Annotated in this window: 17 protein-coding genes; 9 read left to right on the top strand and 8 right to left on the bottom strand. The window is 53.9% G+C overall.

Annotated elements, in window-relative coordinates; all coding sequences use genetic code 11:
- Nucleotides 1–15 precede the first annotated feature (15 nt).
- The 3 genes from ACT3RR_RS04625 to ACT3RR_RS04615 all read right to left on the bottom strand — a co-directional run bounded on the left by ACT3RR_RS04625 (nt 16) and on the right by ACT3RR_RS04615 (nt 2,266).
- Nucleotides 16–915, bottom strand: coding sequence for a Dyp-type peroxidase (locus tag ACT3RR_RS04625; RefSeq protein WP_353502877.1), 900 nt, complete (start codon nt 913–915; stop codon nt 16–18).
- 139 nt (nt 916–1,054) lie between these two features.
- Nucleotides 1,055–1,678, bottom strand: a complete 624-nt coding sequence (locus ACT3RR_RS04620; RefSeq protein WP_353504005.1) for an RpoE-regulated lipoprotein — start codon at nt 1,676–1,678, stop codon at nt 1,055–1,057.
- A gap of 144 nt (nt 1,679–1,822) precedes the next feature.
- A complete protein-coding gene (locus tag ACT3RR_RS04615) occupies nt 1,823–2,266 on the bottom strand; it encodes a DUF2919 domain-containing protein (protein WP_353502878.1) in 444 nt (147 codons plus the stop codon).
- Between the two features lie 169 nt (nt 2,267–2,435).
- Between ACT3RR_RS04615 and ACT3RR_RS04610 the strand changes: the two genes are divergently transcribed.
- Complete coding sequence (locus ACT3RR_RS04610; RefSeq protein ID WP_496200055.1) at nt 2,436–2,837, top strand: YgiW/YdeI family stress tolerance OB fold protein; 402 nt, start codon at nt 2,436–2,438, stop codon at nt 2,835–2,837.
- 93 nt (nt 2,838–2,930) lie between these two features.
- Here the strand turns inward: ACT3RR_RS04610 and ACT3RR_RS04605 are convergent, their stop codons facing one another.
- Nucleotides 2,931–3,356, bottom strand: a complete 426-nt coding sequence (locus tag ACT3RR_RS04605; RefSeq protein ID WP_034792052.1) for a GNAT family acetyltransferase — start codon at nt 3,354–3,356, stop codon at nt 2,931–2,933.
- Between the two features lie 217 nt (nt 3,357–3,573).
- Between ACT3RR_RS04605 and amiA the strand changes: the two genes are divergently transcribed.
- The 4 genes from amiA to uriH all read left to right on the top strand — a co-directional run bounded on the left by amiA (nt 3,574) and on the right by uriH (nt 7,010).
- A complete protein-coding gene (gene amiA, locus ACT3RR_RS04600; RefSeq protein WP_496199845.1) occupies nt 3,574–4,461 on the top strand; it encodes an N-acetylmuramoyl-L-alanine amidase AmiA in 888 nt (295 codons plus the stop codon).
- Between the two features lie 141 nt (nt 4,462–4,602).
- Nucleotides 4,603–5,535, top strand: a complete 933-nt coding sequence (gene hemF, locus ACT3RR_RS04595) for an oxygen-dependent coproporphyrinogen oxidase (protein WP_353502881.1) — start codon at nt 4,603–4,605, stop codon at nt 5,533–5,535.
- Nucleotides 5,535–5,984 carry a YaiI/YqxD family protein gene (locus tag ACT3RR_RS04590; RefSeq protein WP_034792058.1) on the top strand — a complete coding sequence of 150 codons (450 nt, stop codon included), beginning with the start codon at nt 5,535–5,537 and terminating at the stop codon, nt 5,982–5,984. Before hemF ends, ACT3RR_RS04590 begins: the two co-directional genes overlap by 1 nt.
- 78 nt (nt 5,985–6,062) lie before the next feature.
- Nucleotides 6,063–7,010, top strand: a complete 948-nt coding sequence (uriH, locus tag ACT3RR_RS04585; RefSeq protein ID WP_353502882.1) for a uridine-preferring nucleoside hydrolase UriH — start codon at nt 6,063–6,065, stop codon at nt 7,008–7,010.
- Between the two features lie 91 nt (nt 7,011–7,101).
- Here the strand turns inward: uriH and maeB are convergent, their stop codons facing one another.
- Nucleotides 7,102–9,381 (bottom strand): NADP-dependent oxaloacetate-decarboxylating malate dehydrogenase, encoded by a 2,280-nt coding sequence (gene maeB, locus ACT3RR_RS04580; RefSeq protein ID WP_353502883.1) that lies wholly within the window; start codon nt 9,379–9,381, stop codon nt 7,102–7,104.
- A 439-nt stretch (nt 9,382–9,820) separates the two neighbouring features.
- On the opposite strand from maeB, the gene tal reads away from it, so the two are divergent.
- Together tal and tkt are read left to right on the top strand one after the other, a co-directional pair.
- The gene (gene tal / locus ACT3RR_RS04575) at nt 9,821–10,771 is read left to right on the top strand and encodes a transaldolase (protein WP_353502884.1); all 951 of its coding nucleotides are present in this window, start codon (nt 9,821–9,823) and stop codon (nt 10,769–10,771) included.
- Between the two features lie 17 nt (nt 10,772–10,788).
- Entirely contained in the window at nt 10,789–12,783 is a 1,995-nt protein-coding gene (gene tkt, locus ACT3RR_RS04570) for a transketolase (protein WP_353502885.1), read from the top strand.
- Between the two features lie 78 nt (nt 12,784–12,861).
- Here tkt and ACT3RR_RS04565 read toward each other — a convergent pair whose 3' ends face one another.
- Nucleotides 12,862–13,935, bottom strand: a complete 1,074-nt coding sequence (locus tag ACT3RR_RS04565) for a DUF1176 domain-containing protein (protein WP_353504007.1) — start codon at nt 13,933–13,935, stop codon at nt 12,862–12,864.
- A 187-nt stretch (nt 13,936–14,122) separates the two neighbouring features.
- Here ACT3RR_RS04565 and ACT3RR_RS04560 point away from each other — a divergent pair, with 187 nt between their 5' ends.
- Nucleotides 14,123–15,295 (top strand): hypothetical protein, encoded by a 1,173-nt coding sequence (locus tag ACT3RR_RS04560; RefSeq protein WP_353502886.1) that lies wholly within the window; start codon nt 14,123–14,125, stop codon nt 15,293–15,295.
- Between the two features lie 78 nt (nt 15,296–15,373).
- On the opposite strand, the gene nudK is transcribed toward ACT3RR_RS04560, so the two are convergent.
- Both nudK and ACT3RR_RS04550 read right to left on the bottom strand, forming a co-directional pair.
- Nucleotides 15,374–15,949, bottom strand: a complete 576-nt coding sequence (gene nudK, locus ACT3RR_RS04555; protein ID WP_353502887.1) for a GDP-mannose pyrophosphatase NudK — start codon at nt 15,947–15,949, stop codon at nt 15,374–15,376.
- A 98-nt stretch (nt 15,950–16,047) separates the two neighbouring features.
- Nucleotides 16,048–16,332 carry a winged helix-turn-helix domain-containing protein gene (locus tag ACT3RR_RS04550; RefSeq protein WP_353502888.1) on the bottom strand — a complete coding sequence of 95 codons (285 nt, stop codon included), beginning with the start codon at nt 16,330–16,332 and terminating at the stop codon, nt 16,048–16,050.
- Between the two features lie 418 nt (nt 16,333–16,750).
- Here ACT3RR_RS04550 and acrD point away from each other — a divergent pair, with 418 nt between their 5' ends.
- Entirely contained in the window at nt 16,751–19,933 is a 3,183-nt protein-coding gene (gene acrD, locus ACT3RR_RS04545) for a multidrug efflux RND transporter permease AcrD (RefSeq protein ID WP_353502889.1), read from the top strand.
- Nucleotides 19,934–20,041 lie beyond the last annotated feature (108 nt).

The raw sequence follows: 20,041 nt of genomic DNA, 5'->3' as shown, positions 1-20,041 counted from the left end.
GCGCCAAGGGGGAAATTAGAGCGCCAGCAGGCGAGTCAGGGACGGCGCGAAATAGTAGCTTCCGGTCACCGGGCGGGTGAAGCGCAGCATGGCGTCGCGCTTGCCGTCTAAGTCACCAAACATGCTCAATAGCTGCTTCTCAATGTTCCACAGGCGCGAGCAATAAGAGATGAAATAAAGGCCGTGTTCGCCGCTGGCGGTGCCGTAAGGCAGGCTCTGCCGCAGAATTTTCAGGCCTTTGCCCTCTTCTTTCAGATCCACGCGGCTGACGTGCGAAGTGTCCGGGCGCGTTTCTGAGTCCAGCTCTTCGTCAGTCAGCTTAGTGCGGCCGATGACCTCTTCTTGCTGGCTGACGGAGAAGCGATTCCACTGGGTTAAATTGTGCTTCCAGCGCTGGACCATCACGTAGCTGCCGCCCGCGTCCTGATGCCCTTCTGGAATGATAGCGACCTGCGCACGTGCTGCGTCTTTCGGGTTTTCGGTGCCATCGACAAAGCCGCTTAAATCGCGATCTTCGATACCACGGAAGCCGTGAGTCTCTTCTTCCACCAGAATCGATTTGCCAAAGGCCGCCAGCGCCGCCTGTGCCACGGCGAAGTTAACGTCATGGCGCAAAGATTGGATATGCAGTAGCACGTCGCGCTGGGTGGCCGGAGCCAGACCTTTGCCTAGCGGCTCGAAAGGTTTTAATTCATCAGCGCCCTGGCCGCCTGAAAGATCGCGCCAGACGTCATGGCCGAAAGCCAGCACCGCGCCGAGTTTTTCTTGGGGGAATTTCTGCTGCATTTCACTTAATGCGGCAGCAAACACACGGCAACCCTGCCGCAGACTATCCAGCTCGCCTTGAACTTTCGCTTCAATGAAAATGCCGAAACGGCAATGTTCGAGCAGAATGCCACTCTGTACCTGAGTCACGTTTTTTATCCTCGTAAATTTGACGGCGGCTATCATAACCGAAGTCAATAAAAATGCCTTGCGCGGACGCAAGGCATTGCAGAGTTTTTCAGCACTAATTTTAAAGGCTTGTTTTAAAGACTTGTTGAGAGAATGGCGCTTAGTTAGCTCGCCAAACAATTTTGCTGACTTTCCAGTCTTTCAGCGCGTCATCAGACGGCATTAGCTCTTCCGGCCCGTGCCATATGCCGCTAAAGACGTAGCTGACGCGCTGGCTCTGCGGCGCTTTACACACCACGCTCTGCGCGTCGTCGCCGGTGCCTTTCACACAGCTTTCGAAAGCTTTAGTGTAGAGGTCGCTAAATGGCGTTCCCACTTTGACGCCCCACTCGCTTTCCACTTTAGGGTCAGTGACATCAATGCGCTGCACGCGGCCCTTCGGCTCGCCGCTGAGGGTAATTTTGACCTCTTTGCCGTCCATCGCCTGATAGAACGCCAGCATTTTGCCGTCATTCATCGACATGCCGCTGCGCAGGCGATAGTCGCCGTCTAAGGCATCTTTAATCGCGTCTTCGGTCAGAGGAGTGCTGGCGGTGACTTTGCCCACGCCCTGATCGGTGACTTTCAGGCTGCTGCTAAACCAGTTCATCGGGTTCATGCTCGACCAGGACATGTTAGAAACCGTCGAACAGCCTGTTAATAACAGGGGTAATGCCAGTAAAAGTGGGCTGAGAGCCTTCAGCGGATGCTTCACGCTTGGCTGTTGTTTTGCCCTGTGCGACATAGTCGTCATTCGGTTCACTCCTTTCATGTCCATTTAAGTCTGCCGGGACTCCGTCTAGCCCATTCATAACAAAATGGAGTTTATCGGTCAGCGGCAGTTCGAGTGCTAATTGGCTCAAAAAGTTCAGCCACGAGGCAACAAGCTTTATGTTACCTGCTGAGATGCGTCAAAACAGGCCCGCAGGCGGCGGCTCAATAGCCAATAGGCCAGCGCGGCGGCGTCGAGCAGCGCGAGAGCCAAATCAACCAGCGACGGCGTGTCAGCCCCCTGCCACAGCCCCAACCCTTGCAGCACAAAGGTGATAAACATTCCCGCCAGCAACAGCCAGTAGCCACTTTGCCACAATCGCGGCCACAGATGGCGACGCCCACTTAACATAAAGACCAGCGCCGGAGGCAGGCCGAGTAGCATTCCGTGCCAAAAACTTTGCGTATCAGGATAGAACAGCTTGAGTAAATCCGTGCCCTGTTGGCTTGACGCCCCTGCCATCACAAACAGCAACCACGTGCGCGCCTGCAAAATCAAAATGGTCCAAAACCACAGCGGTAAACGCAGCATGCCGTGATTGTTGTAATCGTCTGGGTTCATAGCCTCAGAAATATTTCCTTCGAATTGTCGTGACTGAAAAGTAACTAACCCAGCTTAAGAAACCGTTAAGAACAGTCTGCTTTAATGTTTCTCAACGCGGCAAGACATCCAATTAAAGGATGAATTGCTACACTCACCAGACCCAGTTAATTAAGGACGACCTATTATGATGAAGAAGATCACTCTGGCAACCCTCATTGCACTTTGCACCCTTCCGGCGTTGGCTCAGCAGACTGGCGGCTTCCAAGACCCGAACGCGCCACAGGCCCAAACCCAGCCGAGCAATAAAGGTGGTTTTACTGGCAATACCACCGCGCTCAGCACGGTGAAAGACGCGCAAACCATGAATGATGACCAGTGGGTGATGCTGGAAGGCTATATCGATCAGCGCGTTGGCAGCGACAAATATATTTTCCGCGATAACAGCGGCACCATTAATGTGGATATCGACCACGACCGCTGGCAGGGACAGAACGTGTCGCCAAAAGATAAAGTGCGGATCGAAGGTGAAGTCGATAAAGACTGGAACTCAGTTGAGATTGATGTGAAATCGATCAAAATCATCAAGTAAGTTTCCGCCCCCTTGTCAGCAGTTATTGCCTGTAAATAAAAAAGCCCCGAGCAGTGCATCGGGGCTTTTTATCGGCTCAATAAGCAGTGAGCTTTAATATTCTTGGTCTTCAATCAGCCGTTTGCCGAGAGTCAGCGCATCCTGAATTTCATAATCCAGCTTTTCATACATGCTCACTACCGCGTCATTTTCGGCACGCACCATTAAATTAATTTTCGGGCAGCCTCGGGCAATTAACTTCTTTTCCAGACGATTAATTAGTGCATTAGCAATGCCTCGCCCGCGATAATCAGGATGCACGCCAAGGTAATATGCTGACCCGCGATGACCATCATAGCCGCCCATCACGGAACCCACGACTTCACCGCCAACTTCGGCGACCAGAAACAGTTCAGGACTGTGGTTCTGTTTACGCTCAATGTCCATTTCAGGATCATTCCACGGGCGCAGCAGATCGCAGCGCTCCCATAAGGTCAGCACTTCGTCGAAATCATCTTGCCGGTATATGCGAATGTCCATCACTGTTCGCCGCTGTTTGTTAAAGAGTTAATAGGTATTGGTTAATTATCGCGTGATCTGCTTGATACGCAATATCAAAATAGACAGTTACTCACATTCGCTTCTAATTTATTCATTTACGACACAAAATTCATAAAAAGTAATAGTTCTCAGATCGAACCCGCGGGAAGGATACTCTATAACATAACCATTCTGTTTGATGTTGACGGTATGCGCCATGCTTAACCCTTTAAATAAGTTTCTCCATTTCCAACCTTTACCTGCTTCTGCAACCCGCCGCCAACTGTTGCTCTCCGGCCTCGGGCTGGCTTTTGGCGTACTGGGCACTCGCTCCGCCGTTGCGGCGCAACAACAACGGCATATCACCAAAACTGCACCAGCCCCGAAACCGGCGAATGCTAAAAAACTGGTGATGATTGATCCCGGCCACGGCGGCATCGACTCCGGCGCAGTAGGCCATGAAGGCTCGGAAGAGAAACACGTGGTGCTGGAAATCGCCAACTATGTGCGCGAGATCCTTGGCTCCCATAGCAACATCGAGGTGAAGCTTACCCGCGATTCCGACCACTTTATTCCGCTTTATCAGCGCGTTGAAATCGCCCACCAGCATCAGGCCGACCTGTTTGTGTCGATTCACGCCGATGGCTACACCAGCCCTAGCGCCTCGGGCGCCTCGGTGTTTGCCTTGTCCAATCGCGGTGCCAGCAGCGCGATGGCGCGCTATATGTCGAAAAAAGAGAATGACGCCGACTTAGTAGCCGGTGCCAAAGTGGCGAAGGAAGACACCAACTATCTGCAACAAGTGTTATTCGACTTAGTGCAGACCGACACCATCAAAAACAGCCTGACCCTCGGCCACCACGTGCTGGAGAGAATTCGCCCTATTCACCATCTGCACAGCCAGCAGACCGAGCAGGCGGCCTTTGCGGTACTGAAGTCGCCATCAATTCCGTCGATTCTGGTGGAAACCTCGTTTATCACCAATCACCACGAAGAGCAGTTGCTCAGCACGACGGCCTTCCGCAAAGAGATTGCTCAGGCGATTTCTCAGGGCATCGTTAATTTCTTTAGCTATTTCGACGCCACTGAACGCAAGCCGCGCTAAGGCTTCGCGCCAGTAATGCGCTCTGCCTATTGCAGCCTTCCTGCATATCAGGCGATTTTGGGTATATACTGAGGCCCATTTTTGATTCAGCGCCTATTCGGGCGCTGAATGTCTTTTAAGCCAACGTCTGTGAGTTAACTCATGAGTCAACCGATCCCCGACATCGCCCAAGTAAAAGCCTTCCTGCTCTCCCTACAGGAAACTATCTGCCAACAGTTAGCCGCCGCCGATGGCAAGGCGCAGTTTGCAGAAGATGAGTGGGTGCGCGAAGAAGGCGGTGGCGGACGCAGCCGCGTATTAACCCAAGGCGCGGTTTTTGAACAAGCGGGCGTCAACTTCTCCCACGTGCATGGCGCCACCTTACCGGCCTCAGCCACGGCGCATCGACCCGAGTTAGCAGGGCGCAGCTTTCAGGCCATGGGCGTCTCTTTAGTGATCCACCCACTCAGCCCTTACATTCCTACCAGCCATGCCAACGTGCGTTTCTTTATCGCGGAAAAGCCGGGTGAAGCACCGGTTTGGTGGTTTGGCGGCGGCTTCGACCTGACGCCTTTCTACGGTTTTGAAGAAGATGCTCGTCATTGGCATTTAACCGCGCAGCAGCTTTGCCAGCCCTTCGGCGGCGACGTCTATCCGAAATATAAAAAGTGGTGTGACGACTACTTCTTTATCAAGCACCGCAAGGAGGCCCGAGGTATCGGCGGCCTGTTCTTCGATGACTTGAACACCCCTGATTTCAACCACTGCTTTGCCTTCATGCAGGCGGTGGGGAATGGCTTTAACGAGGCCTATCTGCCTATCGTTGAGAAGCGCAAATCCATGGCGTGGGGCGAGCGCGAGCGCCAGTTCCAGCTCTACCGCCGTGGCCGTTACGTCGAATTCAATCTGGTTTGGGATCGCGGCACGCTATTCGGCCTGCAAACCGGCGGCAGAACGGAATCTATCTTGATGTCTATGCCCCCTCTGGTGCGTTGGGAATATAACTTCCAGCCAGAAACCGACAGCCCGGAAGCCGCGCTGTACCGCGACTTCCTGCCGGTTCGCGACTGGCTGGCCGACAAGGAGTCCAATTAATGCAAATTTGGGTCGATGCCGACGCCTGCCCGAACGTCATCAAAGAGGTGCTGTTTCGCGCCGCCGAACGTACCGGCATGATGGTGACGCTGGTCGCCAACCAGATTATCCGCACCCCGCCGTCGAAGTTTATCCGCACCCTGCGCGTTGAGGCGGGCTTCGACGTGGCGGATAACGAAATCGTCAAACGCACCGAGCCGGGGGATTTGGTCATCACGGCTGATATCCCGCTGGCTGCCGAAGTAATCGAAAAAGGCGGCGTGGCGCTTAACCCGCGCGGCGAGCGCTACACCACTGAAACCATTAAAGAGCGTTTGAACATGCGCGATTTCATGGACACCATGCGCGCCAGCGGCGTGCAGACCGGCGGGCCACCGGCACTCAACCAGCGTGACCGCCAACAGTTCGCCAATGAGCTGGATAAGTGGCTGCAACAAGCCAAAAAATAATCCGGCCATAATAAAAACAATGTCTTAATTTTTATCCACTTACCTGTATGAAGGTCCCCCTACAAAGAGAAGATAATAATGGCTAAAAAAATCATTCTTGATTGCGACCCGGGGCATGACGATGCAATCGCCATGCTTTTAGCACACGGCAACCCTGAGATTGAACTGCTCGCCGTCACCACCGTTGTCGGCAACCAGACGCTGGAGAAAGTCACTCGTAACGCGTTGGCGGTAGCTCGGGTGGCGAACATCACCGGCGTCCCCTTCGCCGCAGGGGCCACTCGCCCACTGGTGCGTCAGGTTGAGGTGGCAGAGGAAATCCACGGTGACTCTGGACTTGATGGCCCTGTGCTGCCAGAACCCGCCATTAAGATTGAGCCGATCCACGCCATTGATCTGATCATCGACCTTGTCATGTCCCATCCGCCAAAAACCATTACTTTGGTACCAACAGGCGGATTAACCAATATCGCCTTAGCCGTGCGCAAAGAGCCGCGCATTGCTGAGCGCGTTAAAGAAGTGGTGCTGATGGGCGGCGGTTACCACGAGGGTAACTGGAGCGCGGTGGCGGAGTTTAATATCAAAATCGACCCCGAAGCCGCGCATATCGTTTTTAACGAAAAGTGGCCACTGACCATGGTCGGGCTTGACCTCACCCATCAGGCACTGGCAACCCCGGAGGTTTACAACCGCATTGCTGCCGTAGGCACTCGCCCGGCCAAATTCGTGACCGAACTGCTCGATTTCTTCAGCCAGAGTTACAAAGACCGTCAGGGTTTCGACGCGCCGCCGGTTCATGATCCATGCGCCGTGGCTTATGTCATCGACCCGAAAGTGATGACGGTGCGCAAAGCGCCGGTTGATATCGAGCTTACCGGCACCCTCACGCTGGGCATGACCGTGGCTGACTTCCGCTCTCCTCCTCCACCTGACTGCCATACACAGGTGGCGGTTAAATTGGACAACCAGCGTTTCTGGGACTTGATTGTCGATGCCCTTGAGCGCATTGGTGAAGTTGAGTTTTAAGCGTCGGCACAACCTAAGCGTTAAACAGAGGCGCTGACTCAGCGCCTCGTCTCCCCTCTTCTTTTATCTCTTTTCAGCTTACCCAGCCCCATCACAGCGGCTCGGTTTGTGCCTCCACTACGGCTAAAGCCACCATATTGACGATGCGCCGCACCGAGGCAATCGGGGTGAGAATATGCACTGGCTTAGAAACGCCCATTAGCACCGGCCCCACGGTTACACCTTCCGAGCTAGAGACGCGCAGCAAGTTATAGCTGATACGCGCTGCTTCCATGTTGGGCATAATGAGGATATTCGCCGCGCCTTTTAACGGGCTGTCCGGCATGATGTCCTGACGAATGCTCTCCACCAAGGCAGCATCGCCATGCATTTCGCCATCAATTTCCAGCTCAGGCGCCCGCTGGTTAATTAACGCCAGCGTTTTGCGCATCTTCACCGCCGACGCGCCATCCGAGGTGCCGAAACTTGAGTGAGAAAGCAGTGCGACTTTAGGTTCGATACCAAAACGCCGCACGGTTTCCGCCGCCATCAGGGTGATTTCAGCAAGCTGCTCAGGGGTTGGATCGTCATTGACATAGGTGTCGGCAATAAAGGTGTTGCCGCTCGGTAGCAGCAGCGCGTTCATCGCCCCGGCTACGCTCGCCCCTTCGCGGAAACCAAACACCTTCTCCACCACGTCATAATGCTCGTGATAGGTGCCAATGGTGCCGCAAATCATCGCGTCGGCTTCGCCGCGCAGCAGCATAATGGCGGCGATCAGGGTTGGATTGCCGATCACTTCGCGACGCGCCTGCTCCTGAGACACACCGCGACGCTTCATCAACTGGTAGTACTCGCTCCAGTATTCGTTGAAACGCGGGTCGGACTCATTGTTTACGACATCGAAATCCTTGCCTGCCTCAATTTGCAATCCGAGCTTTTTAAGCCGCATGTCGATGACGCTTGGCCGGCCAACCAGAATGGGTTTCGCCAGCCCCAGCGTTACCAGTTCTTGAGTCGCATGCAGCACGCGCTCCTCCTCCCCCTCTGCCATCACCACGCGTTTAGCGTCGGTTTTGGCTTGGGAGAAAATCGGCTTCATAAACAGGTTGGTTTTGTAGACGAACTCAGAGAGTTTCTCGACATAGGCGTCGAAATCCTCAATCGGCCGGGTCGCCACGCCGGACTCCATCGCCGCTTTCGCCACAGCGGGAGCGATTTTGACAATCAGGCGCGGATCGAAGGGCTTAGGAATGATGTAATCCGGGCCAAAAGAGAGCTCTTCTTCGCCGTAGGCCGAGGCCACAACGTCGCTCTGCTCGGCCATCGCCAGATCGGCAATGGCATGGACACAGGCCAGTTTCATCTCTTCATTTATGGTGGTTGCGCCGACGTCCAGCGCGCCACGGAAGATAAACGGGAAGCACAGCACGTTATTGACCTGATTAGGGAAATCAGAGCGACCGGTACAGATAATGGCATCAGGGCGCACGGCCTTGGCCAGCGGCGGCAGGATCTCCGGCTCGGGGTTCGCCAAAGCTAAAATCAGCGGATCTTTACTCATGGTTTTGACCATATCCTGCGTCAACACGCCGGGGCCAGAACAACCGAGGAAAATGTCTGCATTAGGGATAGCATCGGCCAGCGTGCGCTGCCCGTTGTCATCTATCGCATAGGCGGCTTTGGTTTCCGCCATGTTCTCTTCGCGGCCTTTGTAGATAACCCCGCGCGAATCACAGGCGGTGATGTTATGGCGCTTCAGGCCCAGTGCGACCAACAGGTTCAGGCAGGCAATAGCTGAGGCACCGGCCCCTGATACCACCAGACGGACATCAGAAATGTTTTTACCCACCACTCGCAGACCGTTGAGCACGGCGGCGGTACAGATAATGGCGGTGCCGTGCTGGTCATCATGGAACACAGGAATTTTCATGCGTTCACGCAGCTTTTGCTCAATGTAAAAGCATTCCGGCGCTTTGATATCTTCCAGATTGATGCCGCCAAAGGTCGGCTCCAGGGCGGCGATCACGTCTATCAGTTTGTCCGGATCTAACTCGTCGACTTCGATATCAAACACATCAATGCCGGCGAATTTCTTAAACAATACGCCTTTACCTTCCATCACCGGTTTGCCCGCCAGTGCCCCGATGTTACCCAACCCAAGTACCGCCGTGCCGTTTGAAATCACGGCTACCAAATTGCCTCTGGCGGTGTATTTGTAGGCCGCCAGCGGATCTTTTTGAATTTCAAGGCAAGGAGCCGCCACGCCCGGAGAGTAAGCCAGCGCTAAATCACGCTGAGTGGCGAGGGGTTTGGTCGGAGAAACCTGAATCTTTCCCGGTACAGGAAACTCATGAAAATCGAGCGCACTTTGTTTCAGCTGTTCATCCATCGTCGGGGCCTCTTTTCTTGTTGTAGGTGAGGTAGTTATTCGTCGTTTTTGTAGGGTCATCTGTAGAGATCGGGAAGGCTTTGAGTTCGGCCTTTCACGAAATCTAGTATAGGTAACTTGCCACGACAAACTATGAAGCACGACCAAAATCGAGCCGTTACATCGCTTACTTTTCGTTCACGGAAGACATCTCGCAAAAATGAACTACGCTTAAAGTTCCCCCTTGCGCAACTCAGGTTGAACGTTCAGCCTTGCGTTAGCTTTTGTGTTTTCCATTGCTCTGGCCCATCACAACAATCAGAAAAAGCACATTCAAATTGTTAACAAATTGATGCAGGGTATGAGCCCCACGTAAAAAGTTGCGCCACGAGTTGCGCAACGGCGCGCAAGATTTTTGATAACAATGCTTGCAAGACGAAAAGCATTTAAAGGAGTAGAGATGAACCAGTTAGACGCACTGAAAAAATTGACCACGGTGGTCGCCGACAGTGGCGACATTGAATCTATCCGTCATTTCGAACCGCAGGATGCCACCACCAACCCATCCTTAATCCTCAAAGCCGCCGATTTACCGCAGTATCAAGGGCTTATCAAAGACGCGCTGGATTACGCTCGCAAAAAAGGTGGCAGCAAAGAGACTCAAATCGTCAATGCCAGCGACAGGCTCGCCGTTAACATCGGGTTAGAAATCCTGAAAAGCGTACCGGGTCGCATTTCGACAGAGGTCGATGCTCGCCTCTCTTTCGACCGTGAACAGTGTCTGGCCAAAGCGCGTAAGCTGATTGCGATGTATGAAGAGAAAGGCGTTGATAAATCACGCATTCTCATAAAGCTGGCGTCAACTTGGGAAGGCATCAAAGCCGCCGAAGAGTTAGAACGCGAAGGTATCAACTGTAACCTGACTCTGTTGTTCTCCTTCGCTCAGGCCCGCGCTTGTGCCGAAGCTGGCGTATACCTGATCTCCCCATTCGTCGGCCGTATCTATGATTGGTATAAAGCCAAAGAGCCAAATGCGACCTATGATGTCGAAAAAGATCCGGGTGTGAAATCCGTCCGTGATATCTACGAATACTACAAATCCCATAAATATCAGACCGTGATCATGGGGGCCAGCTTCCGCAAAGTGGAACAAATTCTGGCCCTGGCCGGTTGTGACCGCCTGACTATCTCCCCGAATTTGTTAGAAGAGCTGAAAGCCAGCACCGCGCCGGTAGAACGCAAACTTGAACCTTCAACGAAAGGTTCCCCTCAGCCTGAGCCACTGACTGAGAGCGAGTTCCGCTGGTTGCACAATCAGGATCCAATGGCGGTTGAAAAACTGTCCGAAGGTATCCGTACTTTCGCCGTTGACCAGCAGAAGCTGGAAGACATGCTGGCCGCTGAACTTTAATTAACTGGAGTCGAATAATGCCTTCTCGTAAAGAGCTTGCGAACGCTATCCGCGCATTGAGTATGGACGCCGTACAGAAAGCCAATTCTGGTCACCCGGGCGCCCCGATGGGCATGGCAGATATTGCCGAAGTCCTATGGCGTGACTATATGAATCATAACCCGACCAACCCAAACTGGGCCGATCGCGACCGTTTTGTACTGTCTAACGGCCACGGCTCAATGCTGATTTACAGCCTGCTGCATCTTACTGGCTACGACCTGCCAATCAGCGAATTGGCTAACTTCCGCCAACTGCACTCCAAAACGCCGGGCCACCCAGAATATGGCTACACGCCGGGCGTGGAAACCACCACCGGCCCGCTGGGTCAGGGCATTGCCAACGCCGTAGGTTTTGCGATTGCCGAGCGCACGTTGGCGGCGCAGTTCAACAAGCCGGGTCACGACATCGTTGACCACCACACCTACGCCTTCTTGGGCGACGGCTGCATGATGGAAGGTATCTCGCACGAAGCCTCATCACTGGCCGGTACCATGAAGCTCGGCAAACTAACCGCGTTTTATGATGACAACGGCATTTCCATTGACGGTCACGTCGAAGGCTGGTTTACCGATGACACCGCTAAGCGTTTTGAAGCCTACGGCTGGCACGTGATCCGCGGTGTTGACGGCCATGACTCCGAAGCCATCAAGAAAGCCATTGATGAAGCTCACAAAGTCACCGACAAGCCCTCACTGCTGCTCTGTAAAACCGTGATTGCCTTCGGCTCGCCGAACAAAGCCGGGACTCACGAGGCGCACGGCGCGGCTCTGGGTAACGATGAAGTGGCGGCAACACGTAAAAACATCGGCTGGACCCACGCGCCGTTTGAGATCCCACAGGATATTTATGCCGGTTGGGACGCGAAAGAAGCCGGTAAAGCCAAAGAAGCCGCGTGGAACGCCAAGTTTGACGCCTACGCCCAAGCGCATCCTGAATTGGCAAAAGAGTTTAAACGCCGCGTGCAAGGCGAACTGCCAGCCAATTGGGCCACTGAGTCGCAGAAATTTATCGAAGAGTTGCAGGCCAAACCTGCCAACATCGCCAGCCGTAAGGCCTCACAGAACACGCTGGAAGCTTTCGGCAAAGTGCTGCCAGAGTTCCTCGGCGGCTCCGCTGACCTCGCGCCAAGCAACCTGACCATGTGGTCTGGCTCGAAATCGCTGGGCGATGACCTTGCCGGTAATTACATTCACTACGGCGTGCGCGAATTCGGTATGACCGCCATCAGTAACGGTATCGCGCTGCACGGTGGCTTCCTGCCGTACTCTGCCACCTTCCTGATGTTCGTTGAATACGCCCGTAACGCGGTGCGTATGGCGGCATTGATGAAGATCCGCAATATCTTCGTCTATACCCATGACTCCATCGGTCTGGGCGAAGATGGCCCAACCCACCAGCCGGTCGAGCAAATGGCCAGCCTGCGCGTTACGCCAAACATGAGCACCTGGCGTCCGGCGGATCAGGTGGAGTCTGCCGTAGCCTGGAAATATGCCATTGAGCGCAACGATGGCCCGGCGGCGCTGATTTTCTCTCGCCAAAACCTGACCCAGCAGCCGCGTACCAAGGAGCAAGTCGCCAATATTGCTCGTGGTGGCTATGTGCTGAAAGACAGTGAAGGTACGCCGGACATTATCCTGATCGCCACGGGTTCAGAAGTGGGCATCACCGTGGAAGCGGCTGATAAGCTGGCAGCATCTGGCACTAAAGTACGCGTGGTTTCTATGCCATCGACCGACGCCTTCGACAAACAGGACGCGGCTTACCGTGAATCCGTGCTGCCAAAAGCCGTCACCGCGCGCGTCGCGATAGAAGCTGGGATTGCCGACTACTGGTACAAATACGTCGGGCTAAACGGCGCGGTAGTGGGCATGCACAGCTTCGGCGAGTCTGCTCCGGCTGACCTGCTGTTCAAAGAGTTCGGCTTTACCGTGGATAACGTGGTGGCTCAGGCTCAGTCATTACTCAAGTAATGAGCTAAACAGCCAAAAGCAAAAGGCATCCCTCGGGATGCCTTTTTTGTCTGCGGAGAAACGTTAACCCGTTGGCAGTCAGCGTTTTTGCGTCACCCACAATACCGGCCACTCGCCGCCACTGCTGTAACCATCACAGCTTGGCTCGGAAGAGAACGAGGTCAGCTGGAAAGCTTTACCGTCGAAAACCCAGCGAGAAGCTACGCCGCAATCGCCAATGCCTCGGCCTTTGTCAAAGGTAGACAGCTCGCCGGTTTTGGGGTCAAAGTCGGCGTTGATAAGCTCCGGCGACTCCTCTTCATCCCCCAGTTTGAACGGCATATTGAGAGCCAAATCTTCCGTTTTATAAGGAGCCTGACGCGACACGCTAAAACCAAGGACAAACAGGTTATAGGCCCCCATATCGCAGTTGACCGTCATCAGCGCCTTATCATTACTCAAGGCAAAAAGGTGGACTTCCCGCTCGGACGGCTCAAGGCTGCAATCGTTGTTATCAATAGTGGCGGCGGCATTCTGGGTAATGGCCGAGATTTCGGTGTCAGTTAAAGGATGAGGTTCACTAAAGCGCGGCTGCAAAGGGGCCGCTGGTGCTGGCGGAACCGTGTTGGCTGGTTTATTACCTCGGTTTGCCCAGGCGGTTTTCGTGCCGACGCGTCCCTGCTGGGCGTCAATTGCCAGCAGCGCGGCCTTCAAGCCTTTCAAAGAGATAGCAGGTTTAACGGCCTGCTGTGGATCCAGCTTGCCGGTTAACTGAATGGTATTGCCTTCGCGGATCGCGGCGATAAACTCATTCACCACCAGACGATTGCTGGTCGTCAGGCTGTTTTTACTGACATCCCATTCGCGGTGATTAAAGGGTAAAGTTCTGCCATCAAGCTGTAAACGATTGGCGATAGGCTGCTCGCTGCCTAAATCATCGCCACTGCGCTGGTAATCAATTTTAATCGCGGCCCGCCCTTCTGGCCCGGCATCGCGAGAAATATTGAGAATCAGTTCCTGCCCGTCCTGGGAATTTCTGGCGGAACAGTGGTTGAGGTTGTCGCAACTGAGCTGCCAGTCGTTGTAGATAGTTTGTAGAGGATCGGCAAAAGCGCTAGAGGCGAAGAGGCCTGCCAGCACAAAAAGGGGAGCGGTTATCCAGTTGGCGTTCATCACTTTCTGCTCTTTTTTGAATTCATCGACCTGATAATAGCTTAAGAGGATGCCGAGCCATTAAAATTAATTTTGCGACAAAACTTTCACTGTCTCATCAGACTGATATTCTGTAGCGCGGTTGTCTGGGGCCGAAAAATAGATAAAAAAGATGCAAAAAGCATCATCGTCTTTTCAGGAGAAACGGATGAAGTTTTGGATAGTTTGGGTGGCGCTTTTCTCGATGTCGGCCTTTGCTGAAGAACCTCTTTCAGTATTCACCGGCACGTTAGGTAAGGCCAACATAGTCGTCGAGTTAGACCTGAATAAGCCGCAAGAGGTAACCGGGCGCTATTTCTATCAGAAATATCGGCTGGACCTGCCTTTGAGCGGCACGCTGAAAAATAATGAGTTGAGCCTGACTGAAGGCGCTGACGATTTTGATGATACTCCACACCCTTCCCTCACTTTGGAGCATGATCCACAGGGCAACTGGCAAGGTACCTGGACCGATCCGAAAGGCAAATCGCTGCCTGTAAGCTTCAAGCCCGCAGCCCTGCCAGATAAGAGTGATGACAGCTATCCGGGTTCTCTGCTGCACAGTGACCCTTATGAGTATTTGCGCCTTTCTGGCATCAATCTGGTGGAGGGCAAGCAGCAGGATTTCATGGGATTCACCCTGCAGTGGTGGAGCGAGCCGCAGTCAAATATCAGCCTGTTCGAAGTGGTTTCTGGCTACCCGCAAAAGCAGATGGAAGCCATCAATACCCGGCTTCGCGCCCGCCTGTGGCAAGAAGTGATCAGTTGGCACGCCTGCATGCTGGGCGCCACGCGCTTTGGCGAGGGTGATTATAGCCAGACGGTGACGCCGACCTATATGTCAGCAGACGTGGTAAGCGTTAGTCTGTTTACCAACTATGACTGTGGCGGCGCGCACCCTGATTTCGGCGAGTCCCCCATTAACCTCAATGCGAAAACCGCCGAGCCGCTGACGTTGGAAGACGTGCTGTGGGTAGGTGAAGGTAAACCTTTCCACTATAGCGAAGCAGAAGACCGCGCCGCGCCGGGTGCCAGCGACGTGGACTTCGACACCTTTTCGGCCTATCGCGAGAAAAAATTTGCACCTTGGTTGGTAAAAGAGATGGCCCTTGCTCATCCCACAGAGATGGTTAAGCCCACCGAGGATAGCGATGATGATTGCGACTATTCGGATGCACAGGTTTGGCATTTCCCTGCGTGGTATTTGACAGCTAAGGGGATCTATTTTGGTCCATCCTTTGCCCGCGTGATGCGTTCTTGCGAAGGACCAGACTGGTCGATATTGCCGTGGAGCGCCATTGATGGCCATACAGGTAACGTGAAGCTGCACTTGCCGCAGTAGCTTTGCTACTTTCAGACCTCACGCTGACCACGCAAAGGGCTTTTCTCAGCCTTTTGCGTGGTGATTCAGCGGATAAGATTACGCCATCCAACCCTGCGTCTGGGCATATTGCAGCAGCATAATGGTTTTGCCGTCCTTGATGCGCCCGTCTTTGATCATCTCCAGCGCCTGAGTAAAGGGCAGCTCTACCACTTCAATATCTTCATCGTCCACGCCGCCGCCGGAATAGGCGCGCTGCGAGTCATCATATTCGGCGGCAAAGAAGTGTACGACTTCCGTCACGCTGCCCGGCGACATGTAGGCTTCGAACAGCTTTTGCACCGGCCCCACCACATAGCCCGTCTCTTCAATCGCCTCTTTGCGCACGCAATCTTCCGGCGAGTCGTCGTCCAGCAGGCCTGCGCAGGTTTCCAGCAACATGCCCGTGGCATTGCCATTGACGTAAGTCGGCATGCGAAATTGGTTAATTAGCAGGACGGTTTTTTTGTGGCGATTGTAGAGCAGAATGGTGGCCCCGTTGCCCCGGTCATAAACTTCACGAACCTGAGGTTGGCGCTCACCGTTGTTCTTAATGAGGTCGTAGGTGTATTTGTGTAAAACGTACCAGTTATCAGAAAGTAACTGCTTTTGCACATTTTCAATCTTTGATGACATACCGCGTCCCCGCCCAATAAAAGTCAGTGAGAGAAGCCAGCCATCATAGGCGTCTTAGGGAGGGGATGACAAAGGAAATATATGCCGCGCACTGGCGTTTATCCTCTGGCGATGGCTTCGAGCAGCAGATCCGGGTGACGGTCAATCCACGCGGCATCAATCGGCCCCCACTCTTTTATCTGGTAATAGCCGTCGTTATTTCTGATCCCCTGCTGTACAAATTCGAGTTCGATGCCCATGCCCGGCAGTGCTTTCAAAACATCCTGTAATGTCCGGCGCGGCCAGCCGGTATGCGCCATTAATTTGGGTACGTTTAGGCGTGGTTCATTTTTCAACAACCAACAGAGATATAATCGGCGAGCAAAGACTGAATTCAATTCCATGAATAACTCCTGATCTGCTTCGTTTTTTGTTTGCATTCACGTTTAACGGCACTTTATTCTGACTATCTCCAGCGCGCATTCGTCCGAATCGCAAATAGTGCACATCTTGTTTCTGTCATCAAATAGTAGTCTGAACGTAGGAAAATTACCGGTTTGATAATGTGTCAGGGCTATTATTTTTTACATTATCTCCTTTATTTCTCCACGTTTTCTTAGCGAGTTGCGGGTAAAGTGCTTACACGTCGCATTGCGGCATCCTTATTGGGAATGGATAATAATTTCGATGCACAGCATCGACGCGCTGGGATCTTTAGCGCTGCACTATTTGTCAGAATATAACTTCACCCCAGGTGACCGACATTCTGTTTATTTGCTGATGTTCTTCACGCTGTTCTGGTGATAATGAGGTTTTTGACGCATGGCCAACTTTTTTATCGATCGCCCAATTTTTGCTTGGGTTTTAGCGATCATTATCTCTTTATCCGGCGCACTGGCCATTCACTCTTTACCCATTGAGCAATATCCAGACTTAGCACCGCCAAACGTGCGTATTACCGCGACCTATCCGGGCGCGTCAGCACAAACATTAGAAAATACCGTTACGCAGATTATCGAGCAGAACATGACCGGGTTGGACAACCTGATGTACATGTCGTCGCAAAGTAGCAGCAACGGTAAATCGCAAATCACCCTCAGTTTCGTTGCCGGTACGGACCCCAACGAGGCTTTGCAGCAGGTGCAAAACCAGCTGCAACAGGCCCTGAAGCGCTTGCCGCAGGATGTGCAAACGCAAGGGGTTACCGTCTCTAAAACCGGTGATACCAACCTGATGACCGTGGCTTTCGTCTCCACCGACGGCAGCATGGATAAACAGGATATCGCCGACTACGTGGCGTCCAACATTCAGGACCCGCTGAGCCGTATTGATGGCGTGGGCAGCATCACCGCCTACGGTTCACAGTACGCCATGCGTATCTGGCTCAACCCGAATAAACTCAATAACTATTCACTGACCACCACCGACGTGGTGAATGCGATCAAAGCGCAGAACAGCCAAGTGGCGGTAGGCCAGCTCGGCGGCGCGCCGTCGGTTGATTTCCAGGCGCTGAACGCCACGGTCAACGCCCAGTCACAGCTGCAAACGCCGCAGCAGTTCCGCGACATCACGCTGCGAGTCAATGCAGACGGCTCGCAGGTGAAGCTCGGCGATGTTTCCACCATCGGTTTAGGCGCGGAAGATTACAGCATTCTGAGCCGCTATAACGGTCAGGCGGCTTCCGGTATGGGTGTTCAGCTGGCCTCCGGTGCCAACGAACTGCAAACCGACACGCTGGTTCGCGCCCGCCTTACTGAGCTGGAAAAGTACTTCCCGCACGGCCTCGAAACCCGCATCGCCTATGAAACCACGCCGTTCGTTAAAGCCGCGATCACCGACGTGGTGAAAACGCTGTTCGAAGCGATCGTGCTGGTATTCTTAGTCATGTATCTGTTTTTGCAGAACTTCCGCGCTACGCTTATCCCAACCATCGCCGTGCCGGTGGTACTGCTAGGCACCTTCGTTGTGCTGCATCAGTTTGGATACACCATCAACACCCTCACCATGTTCGCCATGGTGCTGGCCATCGGCCTATTGGTGGACGACGCCATCGTGGTGGTGGAAAACGTCGAGCGCGTGATGAGTGAGGAGGGGCTAAGCCCCAGAGAAGCCACGCGAAAATCCATGGGTCAGATTCAAAGTGCGCTGGTTGGCATCACCATGGTGCTGTCAGCGGTGTTTATCCCAATGGCCTTCTTTGGCGGCACCACCGGCGCGATTTACCGCCAGTTCTCCATCACCATTGTCGCCGCCATGGTGCTGTCGGTGTTTGTTGCGCTGACCCTCACCCCTGCCCTGTGTTCTACCATCCTGAAACCTATTGCCAAAGGGCATCATCATGGCAAAACCGGCTTCTTCGGCTGGTTCAACCGGATGTTCGATCGCAACGCCAATCGCTATGAAAATGGCGTCGGCAGCGTACTGAAACACAGCGTGCGCTTCATGCTGGGCTACCTGCTGATTGTCGGCCTGCTGGCGTTCCTGTTCGTCAAATTGCCAACCTCCTTCCTGCCGCAGGAAGACCAAGGGGTATTCACCATTCAGGTCCAGCTGCCGCCCGGTTCGACCCTGCAACAGACGCAGAAAGTGGTGGAGAAAATTGAGCACTACCTGCTGACCAAAGAGACTAAAGACGTGGTGTCGGTGTTCGCAACCTTGGGCGCAGGCCCCGGCGGTAACGGGCAGAACGTCGCCCGTATGTTCGTGCGTTTAACCGACTGGGATGACCGAACTGCCAGTGGCAACTCGGCGCAGGACATCATCGAGCGCGCCACCAAAGAGTTCCGCCACATTAAAGAAGCCCGCGTTATTGCCAGCGCCCCGCCGTCAATCAACGGCTTAGGCACCTCGGCAGGCTTCGATATGGAATTGCAGGATCACGCCGGCTTAGGCCACGACGCATTAATGAATGCGCGCGACCAGCTATTGGATATGACCAGCAAAGACCCAAGTCTGAGCCGCGTGCGTCACAACGGTTTGGATGACAGCCCTCAGCTGCAAATCGAAATTGACCAAGCCAAAGCACAGGCGCTGGGCGTGGCGATTGCCGATATCAACAGCACGCTGAGCACCGCGTGGGGCTCGACCTACGTCAATGACTTCGTCGATCGCGGCCGCGTGAAGAAGGTATACGTGCAGGCCGACGCGCCTTACCGCATGCTGCCGGACGACGTGAATAAATGGTATGTGCGCAACAGCAGCGGCGGCATGGTGCCGTTCTCCGCCTTTGCCACTTCCCATTGGGAAACCGGTTCGCCGCGTCTCGAACGCTATAACGGCTATTCCGCAGTAGAAATTGTGGGTGAAGCGGCGCAGGGCGTCAGCAGCGGCGCGGCTATGGACACCATGGAGAAACTGGTCGCCAAACTGCCAAGCGGCTTTGGCCTTGAGTGGACCGGCCTTTCTTATCAGGAGCGTCTGTCAGGGGCACAGGCCCCGGCGCTGTATGCCATTTCACTATTGGTAGTCTTCCTGTGCCTGGCGGCGCTGTATGAAAGCTGGTCCATTCCGTTCTCGGTGATGCTGGTTGTGCCACTGGGCGTAATTGGTGCGGTGATTGCCACCTGGCTACGCGGGTTGGAAAACGACGTCTATTTCCAGGTGGGGATGTTGACCATCATCGGGCTTTCGGCGAAGAACGCCATTCTGATTGTCGAATTTGCCAACGACCTGAACCTCAAAGGCAAGGCGCTGTTGGAAGCGACGCTTGAAGCCTCCCGCATGCGTTTGCGCCCGATTCTGATGACCTCGCTGGCCTTCGTCTTCGGCGTGCTGCCAATGGCGACCAGCCAAGGCGCAGGCTCTGCCAGCCAGCACGCGGTGGGCACCGGCGTAATTGGCGGGATGATTTCAGCCACCGTGCTGGCTATCTTCTTCGTGCCTCTGTTCTTTATGCTAGTGCGCCGCCGCTTCCCGGCGAAGCCAACCGTCGCGCCGCTGATTGGCGATATTGTTGAAGCCGCGCCAGAGCCTCATTCCGGCCCGCATGGCGATCCGCATAAATAACCACGGTGAAAATACCCCATAGAAAAAGGCGCTAATCAAATTAGCGCCTTTTTATTTAGAGTACTCTAATAGATGTTTTCTAATTAGGTACTAATTCTGGTCCCGTTG

Source organism: Ewingella sp. AOP8-B2-18, assembly GCF_052376015.1.
GTDB lineage: Bacteria > Pseudomonadota > Gammaproteobacteria > Enterobacterales > Enterobacteriaceae > Ewingella > Ewingella allii.
This window is presented reverse-complemented; position numbering and strand designations above follow the sequence as displayed.

Bases quoted from the DNA above. Each gene is read 5' to 3' on its own strand.
- tkt (WP_353502885.1), top strand. From the start codon at position 10,789: ATGCCTTCTCGTAAAGAGCTTGCGAACGCTATCCGCGCATTGAGTATG.
- acrD (WP_353502889.1), top strand. From the start codon at position 16,751: ATGGCCAACTTTTTTATCGATCGCCCAATTTTTGCTTGGGTTTTAGCG.
- uriH (WP_353502882.1), top strand. From the start codon at position 6,063: ATGGCTAAAAAAATCATTCTTGATTGCGACCCGGGGCATGACGATGCA.
- nudK (WP_353502887.1), bottom strand. From the start codon at position 15,949: ATGTCATCAAAGATTGAAAATGTGCAAAAGCAGTTACTTTCTGATAAC.
- ACT3RR_RS04615 (WP_353502878.1), bottom strand. From the start codon at position 2,266: ATGAACCCAGACGATTACAACAATCACGGCATGCTGCGTTTACCGCTG.
- ACT3RR_RS04610 (WP_496200055.1), top strand. From the start codon at position 2,436: ATGAAGAAGATCACTCTGGCAACCCTCATTGCACTTTGCACCCTTCCG.
- ACT3RR_RS04620 (WP_353504005.1), bottom strand. From the start codon at position 1,678: ATGTCGCACAGGGCAAAACAACAGCCAAGCGTGAAGCATCCGCTGAAG.
- ACT3RR_RS04605 (WP_034792052.1), bottom strand. From the start codon at position 3,356: ATGGACATTCGCATATACCGGCAAGATGATTTCGACGAAGTGCTGACC.
- ACT3RR_RS04565 (WP_353504007.1), bottom strand. From the start codon at position 13,935: ATGAACGCCAACTGGATAACCGCTCCCCTTTTTGTGCTGGCAGGCCTC.
- amiA (WP_496199845.1), top strand. From the start codon at position 3,574: ATGCTTAACCCTTTAAATAAGTTTCTCCATTTCCAACCTTTACCTGCT.
- ACT3RR_RS04550 (WP_353502888.1), bottom strand. From the start codon at position 16,332: ATGGAATTGAATTCAGTCTTTGCTCGCCGATTATATCTCTGTTGGTTG.
- maeB (WP_353502883.1), bottom strand. From the start codon at position 9,381: ATGGATGAACAGCTGAAACAAAGTGCGCTCGATTTTCATGAGTTTCCT.
- ACT3RR_RS04590 (WP_034792058.1), top strand. From the start codon at position 5,535: ATGCAAATTTGGGTCGATGCCGACGCCTGCCCGAACGTCATCAAAGAG.
- tal (WP_353502884.1), top strand. From the start codon at position 9,821: ATGAACCAGTTAGACGCACTGAAAAAATTGACCACGGTGGTCGCCGAC.
- hemF (WP_353502881.1), top strand. From the start codon at position 4,603: ATGAGTCAACCGATCCCCGACATCGCCCAAGTAAAAGCCTTCCTGCTC.
- ACT3RR_RS04560 (WP_353502886.1), top strand. From the start codon at position 14,123: ATGAAGTTTTGGATAGTTTGGGTGGCGCTTTTCTCGATGTCGGCCTTT.